The organism is Stenotrophomonas sp. PAMC25021 (genome assembly GCF_004795795.1).
GTDB classification, from domain to species: domain Bacteria; phylum Pseudomonadota; class Gammaproteobacteria; order Xanthomonadales; family Xanthomonadaceae; genus Stenotrophomonas; species Stenotrophomonas muris.
The window spans coordinates 2,469,354-2,484,474 of sequence record NZ_CP039255.1; the positions used below are offsets into that span (position 1 = coordinate 2,469,354).

The window sequence follows — 15,121 nt, forward strand, 5'->3', positions numbered from 1 at the left end:
TTTGATCTTCGCGAACAGCAGTCGAGCAAGCTCGACCTCTACCAGGGCAGTGGCAACGGCAGTCGAGCAAGCTCGACCTCTACCAGGGCAGGAGCGACGGCAGTAGAGCACGCTCGCCGCTACTGACAGAATCTGTCAGCAGGGCCGTACCACCATGATCGCTCCCAACAACGGAGCTTCCCCATGTTCACGCCCAGCACCCTGCTGCAGTACGTGCGCGACGTCGCCACCAGCGCCACCTTCTACAGCGGCATCCTCGGCAAACCGCCGGTCGAGCAGTCGCCTGGCTTCGCCCTGTTCCTGCTCGGCGATGGCGCCGCACTCGGCCTGTGGCAACGCGATGACGTGCAACCGCCGGTGTCTGCGCAGGCAGGCGCCGCCGAACTGGCGATGGTGGTCGCAAACCCCGAGGCCGTGCAGCAGATGCACGATGCGTGGCGTGGGCTCGGCGTGCAGATCCTGCAGTCGCCGGTGACGCTGGAGTTCGGCCACACCTTCGTCGGTGCCGACCCTGATGGCCACCGGCTGCGTGTGTACAGCCGCGCCGAAGGCATGGTCGCGCGCGATTGATCGCCCGCATTGTGTAGATCCACGCCATGCGTGGATGCCGGAAAAAAAACGCCGGGCAATGCCCGGCGTTCTCTCCAAGTCATGTGCCAACCAACGGTTGGCACCCACCGGTCAGGTGGCCGATCAGCTGGCCAGTGCCAGGTCGTCCATCATCGCGCGCAGGAAGCGGGCAGCTTCACCACCCGTGGCTGCGCGGTGGTCGAAGGTGACCGACAGCGGGATCACCTTGTGCGCTTCCACGCCGCCCATCACCGGGGTCATCTGGTGGCGGGCACGGCCGGCACCGACGATGGCCACGCACGGCGGCACCACGACCGGGGTCGCGTAGCGGCCGGCGAACATGCCGAAGTTGGACAGCGAGATGGTGTAGCCACTCAGTTCCGACGCCGCGATCGAACGCGATTCCACCTGCTCGCGCAGGCGGTTGACGCCTTCGCGGATGCCGCGTGCGTCGAGCATGTCGGCGTTGCGCAGGGCCGGCACGAACAGGCCGTCGTCGGTGTCCACGGCGATGCCGATGTCCACCTGCGCGTGCAGGGTACGGGTCAGCGCTTCACCGTCGAACCAGGCGTTCATCGCCGGCACCTTCTGCGCGGCGACCACGATCGAACGCACCAGGCGCGCGGTGACGTCGTTGCCCGGCAGCCAGGCGTGGATGTCGGCGTCGTCGTTCAGCGTGGTCGGCACGACCTTGCTGTGCGCATCGGCCATCACGCGTGCCATGTTGCGGCGCACGCCCTTCAGCGGTTCCGGCTGGCCCTTGGCGACCACGCCCGGCGGCTGGGTACGCATCGGCTTGCCGGCGGCGGACAGCGGGGTGCGGGCTTCGCTCTGCACCGGGGCAGACACCTGCGCCGGGGCCGGCGCGGCATAGGCAGCAGCGGCAACCGGTGCCGGAGCAGCGCCGAGCTTGGCGCTGCCGTTGGCGGCAGCCTGCTTGACGTCGGCCATGGTGACCGCGCCATCGGTGCCGGTAGCGGCCACGCGGCTCAGGTCCACGCCCAGCTTGCGCGCCATCGCACGCACGGCCGGCACGGCCTTGACGCCACCGACGGCCAGCGCCTGTTCGGCATGCACGGCATTGGAGCTCTGCATCGCGCCGACCACGGTACCGGCGTCATCGCGCTCGGCCGCGGCGGGCTTGGCCTCCTCGGCGGCAACCGGAGCGGCCGCAGCCGGCAGCGGCGGCGGGGTCGGTGCGGCCGCCGGTGCAGCGTGGCCATGGCTGTGGCCGGTGTCCTGGCCATCGGCTCGCTGCGGCAGGTTCGGGTCCAGTTCGAAGCTGGCCAGCACCGAGCCGGTCGGGATGATGTCGCCGGCGCCGCCGGACAGCTTCAGCACCTTGCCGGAGAACGGCGAGGGCACTTCCACCACGGCCTTGGCGGTCTCCATCGACACCAGCGGCTCGTCCAGCTTGATCACATCGCCTTCCTTGACGAACCACTCGACGATGGTCGCGTCCGGCAGGCCTTCGCCCAGGTCGGGCAGGTTGAAGTTCTTGGTCTGGCTCATTTGCAGTTCTCTTCCAGCAGTTCCAGTTCGCGGGCCGGCAGCCAGCCCGTCGCGCCATTGGCGCGCTCGGACCACCACCACCCGCCGTGTTCGTGATGAAGCTTCACCATCTCGCCGCTTTCCACATCCAGCTCGCGGGCGTCGTAGTCGCACAGCGCTTCGGCGCGACCCTCGTCCAGCAGCTGCAACCAGGCGATGGGCGCCCATCCAGCGCGCCCATCGTTGGTGCGTACCCAGGCAAACGCCGGCCATTCCTCGTCACGGACACCTACTTCGACGATCTGGCCGGTGCGGAACCGGAGCGGGTTGGGATACTGGCTGCGGTAAGCCCCCAGAAGGCGGGCCCGCATGTCAGCCGGCCGCCACCGCGCGCTTGGCCGCAGCCACGATCCGCTCAACGCTCGGCAGGTACTTCATTTCCAGGCGGAACAGCGGAATGTGGGTGTCGTAGCCAGTGACGCGCTCGACCGGTGCCAGCAGGTCGTAGATCGATTCCTCGGCCAGGCGCGCGGCGATCTCGGCGCCGAAGCCCGCGGTCTTCGGGGCCTCCTGCACGATCACGCAGCGGCCGGTCTTGGCCACCGATTCGGCGATGGTGGCGAAGTCCAGCGGACGCAGCGTGGCCACGTCGATGACTTCGGCACTGATGCCTTCGCCGGCCAGCTTGTCCGCCGCTTCCAGCGCTTCCTTCACCTGCGCGCCCCAGGTCACCAGGGTCACGTCGGTGCCGTCGCGCAGCACGAAGCAGACGTCCAGCGGCAAGGCTTCGCCGTCGTTGACGACCACTTCCTTGTACTGGCGGTAGATGCGCTTGGGCTCCATGTAGATCACCGGATCCGGCTCACGGATCGCGGCCAGCAGCAGGCCATAGGCACGCTGCGGCGACGACGGCAGCACCACGCGCAGGCCCGGCACGTTGGTGAAGATCGCCTCGTTGGCTTCGCTGTGGTGTTCCGGCGCGCGGATGCCACCGCCCCACGGCACGCGCAGCACCATCGGGCAGTGCAGGCGGCCACGCGTGCGGTAACGCAGGCGTGCCGCGTGGCAGACGATATGGTCGACCATCGGGTACATGAAGCCGTCGAACTGGGCTTCGGCCACCGGCTTCATGCCCTGTGCGGCCAGGCCGATGGTCAGGCCGGCGATGGTGGTTTCGTCCAGCGGGGTATCGAGGATGCGGTCCGAGCCGAAGCGCTGCTGCAGCCCGGCGGTGGCGCGGAACACGCCGCCGTTGACGCCCACGTCCTCGCCCAGCACCAGCACCGACGGGTCGTGTTCCAGCTCCCAGGCCAGCGCCTGGGTGATGGCTTCGATGAGGGTGATCGGGGTGGTGGTCATGCTCTCTTCTCCGCGCGCGACCGCAGCGCTGTCGGCGGCGTTGGTGTGCGCGCCGGGCGCGCCGTTCTTGATCTCATCCATGGCGCTTCTCCAGGGCGATCGCCTGGGCACGCTGGGCCAGCAGGTCCGGCGGCGGATCGGCATACAGGAAGTCGAACATCGCCTCGACCGGCTGCACCGGCGTGTTGAGGTACAGGTTCACTTCCTCGTCCACGCGCTTGCCGCACTCGGCGACCCAGGCGCTTTCCTCATCCTCGCTCCACGCACCGGCGTTGATCAGGTACTTGCGCAGGCGCAGCATCGGCTCGCGCTGCCAGGCATCCTTCACTTCGGCGTCGTCGCGGTAGCGGCGCGCGTCATCGGCGGTGGTGTGGTCGGACAGGCGGTAAGTCATCAGTTCCAGCACGGTGCCACCGTCGCCGGCCAGCGCACGTTCGCGCGCCTGCTCCATGGCAGCCAGCACGGCGATCAGGTCGTTGCCGTCCACCTGCAGGCAGTGCAGGCCGCCAGCCAGGCCCTTCTGCGCCAGCGTTTCGGCACCGGTCTGGGCCGAACGCGGGACCGAGATGGCCCAGCCGTTGTTGACGATGCACAGGATCAGCGGGAGCTTGTAGGCGCCGGCCGAATTCAGTGCCGCGTAGAAGTCGGTCTTGGAGCTGCCGCCGTCGCCGCACACCGCCACGGCGATCTGCGGTTCCTTGTTGAGCTTGAACTTCAGCGCGGCGCCTGCGGCATGCAGGCACTGGGTGGAGATCGGCACGCAGAACGGGAAGTCCTTGGCCGCGTTGCCGCCGTAATCGTTGCCGCGTTCGTCGCCGCCCCAGTACATCAGCACGTCGTGCGGGCGCACGCCACGCATGAACATCGCGCCATACTCGCGGTATGAAGGCGCGAACACGTCGTCCTTCTGCATCGCCGCGCCGATACCCACGTGCGCGGCTTCGTGGCCCAGGCAGGCGGCATAGGTGCCCAGCTTGCCGGTGCGCTGCAGTGCGATGGATTTGCTGTCGAACGTACGTACGAACAGCATCTGCTTGAACAGCGGTACCAGGACCTGGGGGTCGCGCAGCGACGCGGGCAGGTCATCGCGGACGAGTTTGCCGTCCGTATCCAGGTACTGCAGGTATTCGATCTTGAATTCAGCGGCAACCGTCATTGCGTACTGCACCTTCGACAGAGAAGTTACAAATGATATGAATCGCCATGTTAAGGAACGCGTACGGAATAGCCTTCCTGCGCCGCAACACGGCAACGCCCTGTTTTACCCCTGCCGGCGGGTGGGGGGCCAATAACAACAACGTATTCAGTCGTTGCTGCAAAGCATCAGAATACGCCTCTGGCTGACCGCTGGCGCAACGACCCGATCGGTTCCACGCGCAGGCCCCGCATCGGCCAATGCTCCACGGGGCACCGCACGCCCCGGTATGGACCCGGCGGCTGCCAGCGCGGCGGCAACGCGCTACCCTTGCCGCCCCCGATCTGGTCCCGCCCATGTCTGTCGACAACAACCAACGCGATCTCGAAGCCGGCATCCACACCGACCTGCAGGGACGCCTGACCTACGGCGGCTACCTGCGGCTGGACCAGCTGCTCAGCGCGCAGCAGCCGCTGTCCAACCCGCCGCACCACGATGAGATGCTCTTCATCATCCAGCACCAGACCTCGGAGCTGTGGCTGAAGCTGCTCGGCCACGAACTGCGTGCGGCGATCGGCTTCCTGCAGCGCGATGAAGTCTGGCAGTGCCGCAAGGTGCTGGCGCGCAGCAAGCAGGTGCTGCGCCAGCTCACCGAGCAGTGGTCGGTGCTGGAAACGCTGACCCCGTCCGAATACATGGGTTTCCGCGACGTGCTGGGCCCGTCTTCGGGCTTCCAGTCGCTGCAGTACCGCTACATCGAGTTCCTGCTGGGCAACAAGAACGCGCAGATGCTGCAGGTGTTCGAGCACGACCCGGCCGGGCAGGCGCAGCTGCGCATCGTGCTGGAGGCGCCGAGCCTGTACGAGGAATTCCTGAAGTACCTGGCCCGCTTCGGCCATGCCGTGCCGGCGGTGTACGAATCCCACGACTGGACCCAGCCGCACGTGGCTGACGACGCGCTGCAGCCGGTCTTCGAGCGCATCTACCAGGACACCGACCGCTACTGGCGCGAGTACGCGCTGTGCGAGGACCTGGTGGACCTGGAGACCGCCTTCCAGCTGTGGCGATTCCGACACATGCGCACGGTGATGCGCGTGATCGGCTTCAAGCGCGGCACCGGCGGCTCGTCCGGCGTGGGCTTCCTGGCCAAGGCGCTGGAGCTGACCTTCTTCCCCGAACTGTTCCAGGTGCGCACCAGCCTGCAGGCGGCACCCCCGGCAGAACTGGGCTGACCCCCATTCAGCTTGGACCCCGGCCATTGGCTGGATCGTTTCAGATGCAAGTTCAGCGAGCAGGCTGGCACCTGCCTCAAACGGCGTGTATTTGACGTGAACGGCAGAAGTCGGTGATCCTCGCGCGTTGCTCCAACTGCACAGCGGACGTGCTCGTCATCCACCGAACCAGGAAATCCGCATGAGCGTAAACGCCACTGCGAACACCCCAGAGCCGGCGCTGCCGGACTTCAAGACCACGCTGGGCCACCCGCGCCCGTTGTGGATGCTGTTCATGACCGAGTTCTGGGAGCGCTTTGCGTTCTACGGCATCCGCTGGGCGTTGGTGCTGTACATCGTCGCCCAGTTCTACAACGGCAGCGCTGCCGGTGAAGGCGACGCCAGCCGCATCTATGGCGCCTACCTGGCCCTGGTATACGCCGCGGCGATCTTCGGTGGCTACGTGGCCGACCGGGTACTGGGCTACCAGCGCTCGATCCTGACCGGCGCGATCATCATGGCCGCCGGCCTGTTCATGATCTCGCTGCCGCAGGAGCACATCTTCAAGCTTGGCCTGGCCACGATCATCGTAGGCAACGGCCTGTTCAAGCCCAACATCTCGACCATGGTCGGCAAGCTGTACGGCCTGAAGGACGAGCGCCGCGACTCCGGCTTCACCATCTTCTACATGGGCATCAACATCGGCGCGATGATCGCCCCGGTGCTGACCGAGTACCTGGCCCGCAAGGTGTTCGGTACCGACGCGATGCCGTCCTACAAGGTCGTGTTCATCGCCTCGGGCGTGGGCATGCTGATCTCGCTGGTGTGGTTCTACATCGGTCGCGCCGGCCTGAAGGGCATCGGTGCACCGCCGGCCGGCGCTGAAGGCTTCGGCCGCATCATCATGGTGCTGGCCGGTGCCGTGGTCGCCATCCCGGTGGCGTACTTCCTGCTGGCTACCGGCGCCACCGCGCTGGCCTGGATCCTGGGTGCGATGTTCACCGCGCTGGCCATCCTGCTGCTGGTCGAGGGCGTCCGCGAAGGCAAGGTGCAGCGCGACCGCGTGATCGCCATGCTGATCATCTTCGCCTTCAACGTGATGTTCTGGATGTTCTTCGAACAGGCCGGCAGCTCGTTCACCTTCCTGGCCGAGAACATCGTCAACCGCCAGTTCGGTGACTGGACCTTCCCGACCGCGTGGTTCCAGTCGGTCAACTCGGTGGCGATCATCACCCTGGCCCCGGTCATTGCCTGGATCTGGGTGGCCATGGGCCGCGCCAATCCGTCCATCCCGCGCAAGTTCGGCCTGGGCCTGCTGTTCAACGGCGCCGCCTTCGCGCTGCTGATGTTCGCCCTGTCGCAGATGGTCGTGGACGGCAAGATCCCGTTCTGGACCCTGTTCATGGTCTACGTCATCCAGTCGGTGGGTGAGCTGTGCCTGTCGCCGATCGGCCTGTCGATGGTGACCAAGCTGGCCCCGGTGCGCCTGGTCGGCTTCGGCATGGGTGGCTGGTTCCTGTCCACCGGCATCGGCAACAACCTGTCGGGCATCTTCGCCGGCGTGGTCAGTGGTGAAGGCGGCATGACGGTCGAGTCGGCCCTGAAGGGGTATACCTTCGGGTTCTGGGCCCTGATCGGCTCCGGCGTGGTGCTGTTCCTGATCGCCCCGCTGATCAACAAGCTGATGCACGGCGTCAAGTAATGATGAGAGGGTAGAAGGCATGCGCAGCAAGCTCGGTGGTGCAATGGTGGTGGTCTGTGCGGCGCTGATCGGCGCCTGTTCGCAACCGCAACCGCCTGCCGCCGCCGAGCCCACGCAGCCCCTGGATACCCGACCCACCGAGCCACCGGTTGCTGACCCCAGCGAACCGGTGGCCTCGGGCAACACCCCGGTGGCGGCGGACATCGCCGCCATCGCCGGGCTCGGCGCGCAGTTCGACCCGGCCCGCAACCCCGCCGACGACCTGGCCACCGCCAAGGTGGAAGCCCAGCGTGGCAAGAAGCGGATCCTGCTGGAGGTCGGCAACGCCGCCTGTGAGCGCTGCCGGGCGCTGGACGACGTGGTGGAAGGCAACGGCGACCTGCGTCGCTTCCGCGATGCCCACTACGTGTGGGTGAAGGTCAACGCCAGCGACGAGCAGCCCAACACCGCCTTCTTCGCCCAGTACCCGGTGATGGCGCGCGACTACCCGTACCTGCTGGTGCTCGATGCAGATGGCGGCCTGCTGGTATCGCAGGCCACCGGCGAGCTGCGCAGGGGCGAGGCGTTCCAGCCTGCGCGGGTGAGTGCCTTCCTCAAGCAGTGGGCGCCTGACAAACCGGAATAGGGTAGTGCCGGCCGCTGGCCGGCATGCTCTGGTGGGTGCCGACCGCTGACCGCCCACCCCGGTGGGTGCCGACCGTTGGTCGGCACTGAGGCGCATCCACGCCTGGCGCGGATCTACTGCGCGCACCGTCACACTCTCTGAATCGGCGTCTCAACTTCACCGTGAGCACGCCGTTACCGGCAAGGACCTCAGTCGACATCCCGTCGATGCAACCTTCCGGAACGCCCATGCACAGCGACCACGCCGAACGATTGCCCGAACCCGCCAGCGACCTGGCCGAGGGTGGGGCAGGCGAGGGCGTGACCCTGCCAGCGCAGGAGGCCCTGCTGGACGACGCGGGCACCGGCGAGGACGCCGTTGAACTGGCGCCGCCACGCCATCGCCTGCCGCAGATCGCGCTGCCCGACAACGTGGTGCTGAAGGGGGCGGTGCAGAAGCTGGTCGAGCAGAAGTCCCGGCTTGATGCGCTGGCCGCCGAAGGCCAGCTGGCCGGGCTGCTGCCGCCCGAATGGCAGGGCCACGGCGCGCGCGCGATCGAGCTGTCCACCTTCATCCAGGGCGTGCTGCCCTTCCTGCAGACCGGCGAGCGTGGCGAGACCGCCCCCGCGCGACTGCCGGTGCGCCATGTGTTGGGTGACGACAGCCGCTGGGGCCTGGACGATGTGGCCGAACCGAAATCACTGGCGTGGTATCTGGCCAGTGACGAGCGCGCCACGGCCGGCAGCAAGGATGTCGCCGAGGCGTATCTGGTGGGCGCACTGGGCCTGGCGTGGATGCAGGAAGGTCGCAGCCGCCCCGGCTTCCTGCGCGCGATGGGCCAGGACAGCCTGGCCGCGCGGGTGACCATGCTCGGCTATCCGCCGGCCAACGAACTGGCGCTGTACAGCGTCACTGCGCACGGCCAGCCGCAGATCTGGTGCGTGCACGGGCGCCGCCGCATGCGCCCGCTGGTGGCGCCGTGGTTGAGCGTGCCGCTGCTGAGCGCCTACGGCGTGCCGGCGCCGGTTGCGTGGCCGTCCAGCTTCCCGCCGGTGGAAGCGGTGGCCGAGCTGCTGGCGACCGCCCGCCTGGGGCGCGCGCTGCCGGAAGTGGACCTGGCCAAGGCCGTGGCGAAGATCGCCGAGGACGCCGCCTCTGACGCCTGGCAGCCGGTCAGCCTGCTCCAGCTCAACACCTGGTCACCGCGCTGGCACTTCTTCCTGGGCACCTTCGTCGGCCTGCCGTCGCTGCTGCTGGTGGCGGCGGCGCTGGCGCTGCCGGGGGCGGTCGAAGCAGCGACGGTGGCCGCCTCGCTGGGCTTCGCCGGCGGCGCCATCGCAGCACTGGCCGTGCCGTGGATCCACGCACGCCGCAAGCACCTCAGCTGAAAAAAGGGGACGGAGGGGATTAAGCCGCAATCAGCACAGGCGTGCCTGATGCGACTTAATCCCCTCCGTCCCCTTTTCTTCTAGACGCCTTCGCCCATCCGCTCCAGGCCTTCGCCGGCCAGGCGCAGGATCAGCTTTTCCAGCACCTGCTCTTCCTCTTCGCTCAGCACCGACATCAGCTTGCGGGTGATCTCGATCACCATCGGCGCGATGGTCTCGTACACCTCGAAACCGGCGGCCGACAGCGCCAGCACCGAGCGGCGGCGATCGTCGCCGTGGGTCTCGCGCTTGATGAAGCCGCGCTCCAGCAGGCGGGCCACGGCGCGGCTGACCGCCACCTTGTCCATCGCCGTGCGGTCGGAGACCTCGCTGGCCGAGGAGCCCGGGTACAGCGCCAGGATGGTGATGACCCGCCACTCGGGGATCGCCAGACCGTAACGATCGCCGTACAGCTTGGCGATGTTGCCGCTGACCCGGTTGGACAGCACGCTCAGCCGGTACGGCAGGAACTGTTCCAGGTCGAGCAGGACGTGCGAGGCACGCAGGCGGGTCGAAACGGGATCGGCGGGGCTCATGTTGCGGTGCACCTTGCTGGTGGTTTCAAGTGTAACTATAAGGGGTGGGTCCAGACCCTGCATTCTCGCCGGGTCCCTACCTGCCCGCACCTGGTTTGTACCGATGCGGTACCGATTCGGAGCCACGCCATGAATACCGCAGTCCCGACCGCCTCGCATCCCAACCCCGGCATGCAGGTCACCACCTTCGAGAACCCGATGGGCATCGACGGCTTCGAGTTCGTCGAATTCGCCGCCCCGGCCGGCCGTGGCCAGGAGCTGCACGAGTACTTCCGGAAGATGGGCTTCAGCGCGGTGCTCAAGCACAAGCAGCGTCCGATTACCGTCTATCGCCAGGGCGACGTCAACTTCCTGGTCAACGAAGACCCCGATTCGTTCGCCGCCGACTTCGCCGAAAAGCACGGCCCGTGCGCCTGTGGCTTTGCCATCCGCTTCAAGAAGCCGGGCCAGGAGGTCTACCAGACCGCGCTGGGCAACGGCGCCGAAGCCATCGCCTTCAAGCCGGACAGCAAGGCGGTCAGCGCGCCGGTCATCAAGGGCATCGGCGACTGCATGCTTTACCTGGTCGACCGCTATGGCAGCGCCGGCAGCATCTACGACGGCGACTACGAGCCGATCGCAGGGGCCGACCTGCACCCGTTCGGCTTCGGCCTGACCTTCATCGACCACCTGACCCACAACCTGTACTTCGGCAACATGCAGCAGTGGTCGGACTACTACGAGCGCCTGTTCAACTTCCGCGAGATCCGCTACTTCGACATCAAGGGCCTGAAGACCGGCCTGGTGTCCAAGGCGATGACCGCACCGGACGGCATCGTGCGCATCCCGCTGAACGAATCGTCCGACCCGAAGAGCCAGATCAACGAGTACCTGGACGCATACAAGGGCGAGGGCATCCAGCACATCGCCTGCTTCACCGAGAACATCTACGAGACCGTCGAAGCGATGCGCGCGCAGGGCGTGGATTTCCTCGACACGCCGGAAACCTATTTCGACGTGATCGACCAGCGCGTGCCGAACCACGGTGAAGACGTGGCGCGCCTGGCCAGGAACAAGATCCTGATCGACGCCGATCCGGAAACCCACCAGCGCAAGCTGCTGCAGATCTTCACCCAGAACTGCATTGGCCCGATCTTCTTCGAGATCATCCAGCGCAAGGGCAACGAAGGCTTCGGCGAAGGCAACTTCACCGCGCTGTTTGAAAGCATCGAGCGCGACCAGATCCGCCGCGGCGTGCTGTAAGGTCCGCAGGCAATGTCGGCGTCCCGTCGGCATTGCCTGTCCGAATGGTAGTGCCGGCCGCTGGCCGGCAATCTCTGGAGTTCCCATGTCCCCCGCCATCACCGCCCGCGGCTACCAGTCCGGCTTCGGCAACGAATTCGCCACCGAGGCCGTCGCCGGCGCGCTGCCGGTCGGGCAGAACTCACCGCAGAAGGTGGCCCACGGCCTGTACGCCGAACAGCTGACCGGCACCGCCTTCACCGCGCCGCGCGGCAGCAATCGCCGCAGCTGGCTGTACCGGATCCGCCCGGCGGTGACCCATGGCGAGTTCACTCCGTTCGCGCAGTCGCAGCTGCAGTGTGATTTCGGCGCACAGCCGGCTTCACCGAACCAGCTGCGCTGGAGCCCGCTGCCGTTGCCGGAGCTGCCGACCGACTTTGTCGAAGGCCTGTACACGATGGGTGGCAACGGCTCGCCCGACGCGCATGCCGGCGTGGGCATCCACCTTTACGCTGCCAACCGCGACATGGTCGGCCGCTACTTCTACGACGCCGACGGTGAACTGCTGATCGTGCCTCAGCTGGGCGCACTGCGCCTGCTGACCGAGCTGGGCGTGATCGAGATCGAGCCGCAGCAGATCGCGGTGATCCCGCGCGGCGTGCGGTTCCGCGTGGAACTTCCCGATGGCCCGAGCCGCGGCTACATCTGCGAGAACTACGGCGCGCTGCTGAAGCTGCCCGACCTTGGCCCGATCGGTTCCAACGGCCTGGCCAACCCGCGTGACTTCGAGACCCCGCACGCGGCGTTCGAGGATGTCGATGGCGATTTCGAACTGATCGCCAAGTTCGAGGGCCGCCTGTGGCGCGCGCCGATCGACCATTCGCCGCTGGACGTGGTGGCCTGGCACGGCAATTACGCGCCGTACCGCTACGACCTGCGTCGCTTCAACACCATCGGTTCGATCAGCTACGACCATCCGGACCCGTCGATCTTCCTGGTGCTGCATTCGCCCAGCGACACACCCGGCACCAGCAACATGGACTTTGCGATCTTCCCGCCGCGCTGGCTGGTGGCGCAGAACACGTTCCGCCCGCCGTGGTTCCACCGCAACATCGCCAGCGAGTTCATGGGCCTGGTGCATGGCGCCTACGACGCCAAGGCCGAAGGCTTCGTGCCGGGTGGCGCATCGCTGCACAACTGCATGAGCGGTCATGGCCCGGATGCGCCGACCTTCGACAAGGCCTCCAATGCCGATCTGTCCAAGGCCGATGTGATCAAGGACACGATGGCCTTCATGTTCGAGACCCGCGCGGTGATCCGCCCGACCGCGCAGGCGCTGGCCGCCGGCCATCGCCAGGGCGATTACCAGCAGTGCTGGAACGGCCTGCGCAACAACTACCGCTGACCCGAAAAAGGGGACGGAGGGGATTAAGCCGCAATCAGCACACGTGTGCCTGAAACGACTTAATCCCCTCCGTCCCCTTTTTCTTCAGGCGGCCTCGGTGAACGCGTCGCAATGCTCCAGCGGCAGCGCTTCCAGCAGGCGTTGCCGCACACGCTGGCAATAACCCTCCGAGGTCAGCCCGGGCAGCATCTGCATCGCCGAGTGCAGCACCTGCAGCACTTCACTTTCGGCGCGCGCCTGCTGCAGGTCGCGGAACAGCGCCGCCGCCTGCGGGTGGCGCTGCATTTCCAGGATGCCCAGTACATAGATGCGCGCGGCCACCAGCGAGCGGCGGCGCTCGCTGCCGGTTGCGGGTGCAGCCGGTGCCGCCGCCGGCGTGGTGGGTGCCGGTGCTGCCGCGTCTGCGGGTGGTGGCGGTGCGGCTGTGGCGCCGGTACCGGTGCTCAGGTAGCCGGCCTGCACCAGCTGGATGACCATGGCGGGCGCGTCCTGGCCGAGCAGGCCGGTCAGGTCGGCGATGCTGCGCTGGCCGTCGCACAGGATCAGCAGCCGGCGCTGGCGCATGTCCAGCGGCGCGCGATGGGCCTGCAGCGCGGTTCGGGCGAGTTCGGTCTTGCGCGGTTGCATGGAAGGGACAGCCAAGTCGGTGCACGCCGAGCCTGAACGAAGGCGATGAAACCGCGATGACAATGCAGCGCCTGCACACGGGATGGGCTAGCGTGCAGCCATCTTCGTGCCAGGGAACCGCACCGATGAAGCACCTTCCGCTTGCTGGTCTGTTACTCCTTTCGCTCACCGCCTGCAGTGCTGGCCCCGACAAGCAGGGGGCGGCCGGCAGTGGCAGCGACACCCCGGCCGAAACCGCCTCGGCGACCGGGCCCGCGCAGTCGGCGGATCCCGACCTGGCCGCCCGCCCGGCCAACGACCTCCGCAAGGACAGTCCAGCGCGCCTGGACGGCTTCGGCGGTGCAACGCTGGGCGCCGGCATCGCCGAGGTCCGCAGCGGCTTCGGCACGCCGCTGCAAGGACTGGGCACCGACGCCAATGGCAAGCCCCTGCCGGCCGACGACAGCAACGACGGCTGCTACTTCCTGCGTCCGCAGGGCGCCGAAGACCCTCGCCTGATGATCGAGGCACGCAAGCTGGTGCGCTATGACGTGCGCAGTGCGGCGATCGTCGCTCCGGGCGGCGGCAAGGTCGGCATGACCCTGGGCGAGCTGCAGGTGCTGTACCCAGAGCGCGCGGACGTCGGTCCTGACAAGTACGACGAGAAAGCGCAGCACCTGCGCGTGCGGCCAGCGCAGGAAGGCGGGGCGGTCATCGACTTCGCGCTCGGCGCCGATGGTCGGGTCAGCGCCTGGCGCGTCGGCCAGACCCCGCAGGTCGATTACGCCGAAGGCTGTGGCTGATCCTTGATCCACCGCCCAGCCATGCGCTCGGGCCAAGCGTAGAATCGCGCCACCACTGCTGGGGAGTGCTCGATGATCGCCATTGCCATTGCCTGGTTCCTGCTCGGCCTGCTGTTGCTGGCGCTGGGCGGGGATTCCATCGTCAAGGCCGTGTCCGGCCTGGCCCAGCGCTTCGGGGCCAGCCCGTTCACTGCCGGGCTGCTGCTGCTCGGGGTGACCACCTCGTTGCCGGAACTGGCGGTCAATGCGCGCGCGCTGGCGGTCGGCCAACCGGAGCTGGCACTGGGCAATGCCGTGGGCAGCAGCATCGTCAACCTGGGCTTCACCCTGGCGGTGGCAGCCATCGCCGCGCCCCTGTTGCTGCGCGCGCGCCTGCAGACGGTGCTGTGGTGGTCGCTGCTGGTGGCCGGCGTGCTGCTGGTCCTGTTCGGGCTGGATGGTCGCCTGGCGCGCTGGGAAGGCGGCGTGCTGGTGGCAGGCTTCATCGTCATGCAGGTGCTGCTGCTGCGCCGCGGCCGCGTTGAGCGTGCCGAGGTGCAGGCGGCCATCGCCGAGTCCGCCCTGAGCCGCACCAGCCTGCCGTTGAACGTGCTGCGGGTGCTGATCGCAGCGCTGACGCTGTACTGGGGCGCGCGCCTGGTCGTGGGCGCCGCCGCTGACTTCGGTGCCGCGCTGGGCTGGACACCGCTGCTGGTCGGCCTGCTGCCGGTGGCGATCGGCACCGCACTGCCGGAGGTGGCAACCGCAATTGCTGCCGCGCGTCGCGGCCACGGCGACATGGTGCTTGGCCACGTGCTGGGCTCCAGCGTGGTCAACCTGCTGCTGGTGATCGGGGCGATGGCGGTGTTGCAGCCGTTGGCGTTGCCGGCCTCGTTCGTGCGCCTGGAACTGCCGGCACTGCTGGCGTTCGCCCTGGTGCTGTACCCGATGCTGCGTGGCGATCTGAAGATCAGCCGCAGTGAGGGCGGAATCCTGCTGGTCGCGTTCGCCGGCTGGTTCGTGCTGGAGCTGCTGCTGGTCGGCGCGGCATGAGGTAGTTCCGGCCGCTGGC

The 15,121-nt window shown here is 67.5% G+C and carries 15 protein-coding genes; 9 read left to right on the plus strand and 6 right to left on the minus strand.

All coding sequences use genetic code 11. From position 1 onward, the window contains the following. Window positions 1-183 precede the first annotated feature (183 nt). Window positions 184-570, plus strand: a complete 387-nt coding sequence (locus E5790_RS11585) for a VOC family protein (protein WP_014648692.1) — start codon at window positions 184-186, stop codon at window positions 568-570. Window positions 571-693: 123 nt separating this feature from the next. On the opposite strand, the gene E5790_RS11590 is transcribed toward E5790_RS11585, so the two are convergent. From E5790_RS11590 to pdhA, 4 genes are read right to left on the minus strand one after another with little or no spacing between them, the layout of a single operon-like run. Continuing rightward, window positions 694-2,082 (minus strand): dihydrolipoamide acetyltransferase family protein, encoded by a 1,389-nt coding sequence (locus E5790_RS11590; RefSeq protein WP_046432903.1) that lies wholly within the window; start codon window positions 2,080-2,082, stop codon window positions 694-696. Further along, a complete protein-coding gene (locus E5790_RS11595; protein WP_012512332.1) occupies window positions 2,079-2,432 on the minus strand; it encodes an SH3 domain-containing protein in 354 nt (117 codons plus the stop codon). The genes E5790_RS11590 and E5790_RS11595 overlap by 4 nt, the downstream gene beginning before the upstream one ends. A 1-nt stretch (window position 2,433) precedes the next feature. Further along, window positions 2,434-3,501, minus strand: a complete 1,068-nt coding sequence (locus E5790_RS11600; protein WP_005414714.1) for an alpha-ketoacid dehydrogenase subunit beta — start codon at window positions 3,499-3,501, stop codon at window positions 2,434-2,436. Next, window positions 3,494-4,576, minus strand: a complete 1,083-nt coding sequence (gene pdhA / locus E5790_RS11605) for a pyruvate dehydrogenase (acetyl-transferring) E1 component subunit alpha (RefSeq protein WP_111205880.1) — start codon at window positions 4,574-4,576, stop codon at window positions 3,494-3,496. The genes E5790_RS11600 and pdhA overlap by 8 nt, the downstream gene beginning before the upstream one ends. 335 nt (window positions 4,577-4,911) lie before the next feature. Here pdhA and E5790_RS11610 point away from each other — a divergent pair, with 335 nt between their 5' ends. The 4 genes from E5790_RS11610 to E5790_RS11625 all read left to right on the plus strand — a co-directional run bounded on the left by E5790_RS11610 (window position 4,912) and on the right by E5790_RS11625 (window position 9,460). Continuing rightward, entirely contained in the window at window positions 4,912-5,787 is an 876-nt protein-coding gene (locus E5790_RS11610; RefSeq protein ID WP_014648689.1) for a tryptophan 2,3-dioxygenase family protein, read from the plus strand. Window positions 5,788-5,968: 181 nt separating this feature from the next. Next, a complete protein-coding gene (locus E5790_RS11615; RefSeq protein WP_014648688.1) occupies window positions 5,969-7,468 on the plus strand; it encodes an oligopeptide:H+ symporter in 1,500 nt (499 codons plus the stop codon). Between the two features lie 19 nt (window positions 7,469-7,487). Next, complete coding sequence (locus E5790_RS11620; protein ID WP_014648687.1) at window positions 7,488-8,093, plus strand: thioredoxin family protein; 606 nt, start codon at window positions 7,488-7,490, stop codon at window positions 8,091-8,093. Between the two features lie 227 nt (window positions 8,094-8,320). Further along, entirely contained in the window at window positions 8,321-9,460 is a 1,140-nt protein-coding gene (locus tag E5790_RS11625; protein WP_111205881.1) for a hypothetical protein, read from the plus strand. Window positions 9,461-9,540: 80 nt separating this feature from the next. Here E5790_RS11625 and E5790_RS11630 read toward each other — a convergent pair whose 3' ends face one another. Beyond that, window positions 9,541-10,035 carry a MarR family winged helix-turn-helix transcriptional regulator gene (locus tag E5790_RS11630; RefSeq protein ID WP_014648685.1) on the minus strand — a complete coding sequence of 165 codons (495 nt, stop codon included), beginning with the start codon at window positions 10,033-10,035 and terminating at the stop codon, window positions 9,541-9,543. Between the two features lie 129 nt (window positions 10,036-10,164). Here E5790_RS11630 and hppD point away from each other — a divergent pair, with 129 nt between their 5' ends. Together hppD and hmgA are read left to right on the plus strand one after the other, a co-directional pair. After that, window positions 10,165-11,277: a 4-hydroxyphenylpyruvate dioxygenase gene (gene hppD, locus E5790_RS11635; protein ID WP_014648684.1), complete on the plus strand. Its 1,113-nt coding sequence runs from the start codon at window positions 10,165-10,167 to the stop codon at window positions 11,275-11,277. 85 nt (window positions 11,278-11,362) lie between these two features. Next, on the plus strand, window positions 11,363-12,661 hold the full coding sequence (gene hmgA / locus E5790_RS11640; protein ID WP_032957134.1) for a homogentisate 1,2-dioxygenase: 1,299 nt from the start codon (window positions 11,363-11,365) through the stop codon (window positions 12,659-12,661). A gap of 84 nt (window positions 12,662-12,745) precedes the next feature. On the opposite strand, the gene E5790_RS11645 is transcribed toward hmgA, so the two are convergent. After that, window positions 12,746-13,288, minus strand: a complete 543-nt coding sequence (locus E5790_RS11645; protein ID WP_046432894.1) for a hypothetical protein — start codon at window positions 13,286-13,288, stop codon at window positions 12,746-12,748. A gap of 125 nt (window positions 13,289-13,413) precedes the next feature. On the opposite strand from E5790_RS11645, the gene E5790_RS11650 reads away from it, so the two are divergent. Further along, the gene (locus E5790_RS11650) at window positions 13,414-14,070 is read left to right on the plus strand and encodes a hypothetical protein (RefSeq protein ID WP_032957138.1); all 657 of its coding nucleotides are present in this window, start codon (window positions 13,414-13,416) and stop codon (window positions 14,068-14,070) included. 72 nt (window positions 14,071-14,142) lie between these two features. After that, window positions 14,143-15,102, plus strand: a complete 960-nt coding sequence (locus E5790_RS11655; RefSeq protein ID WP_014648680.1) for a sodium:calcium antiporter — start codon at window positions 14,143-14,145, stop codon at window positions 15,100-15,102. The last annotated feature ends 19 nt before the right edge of the window (window positions 15,103-15,121 follow it).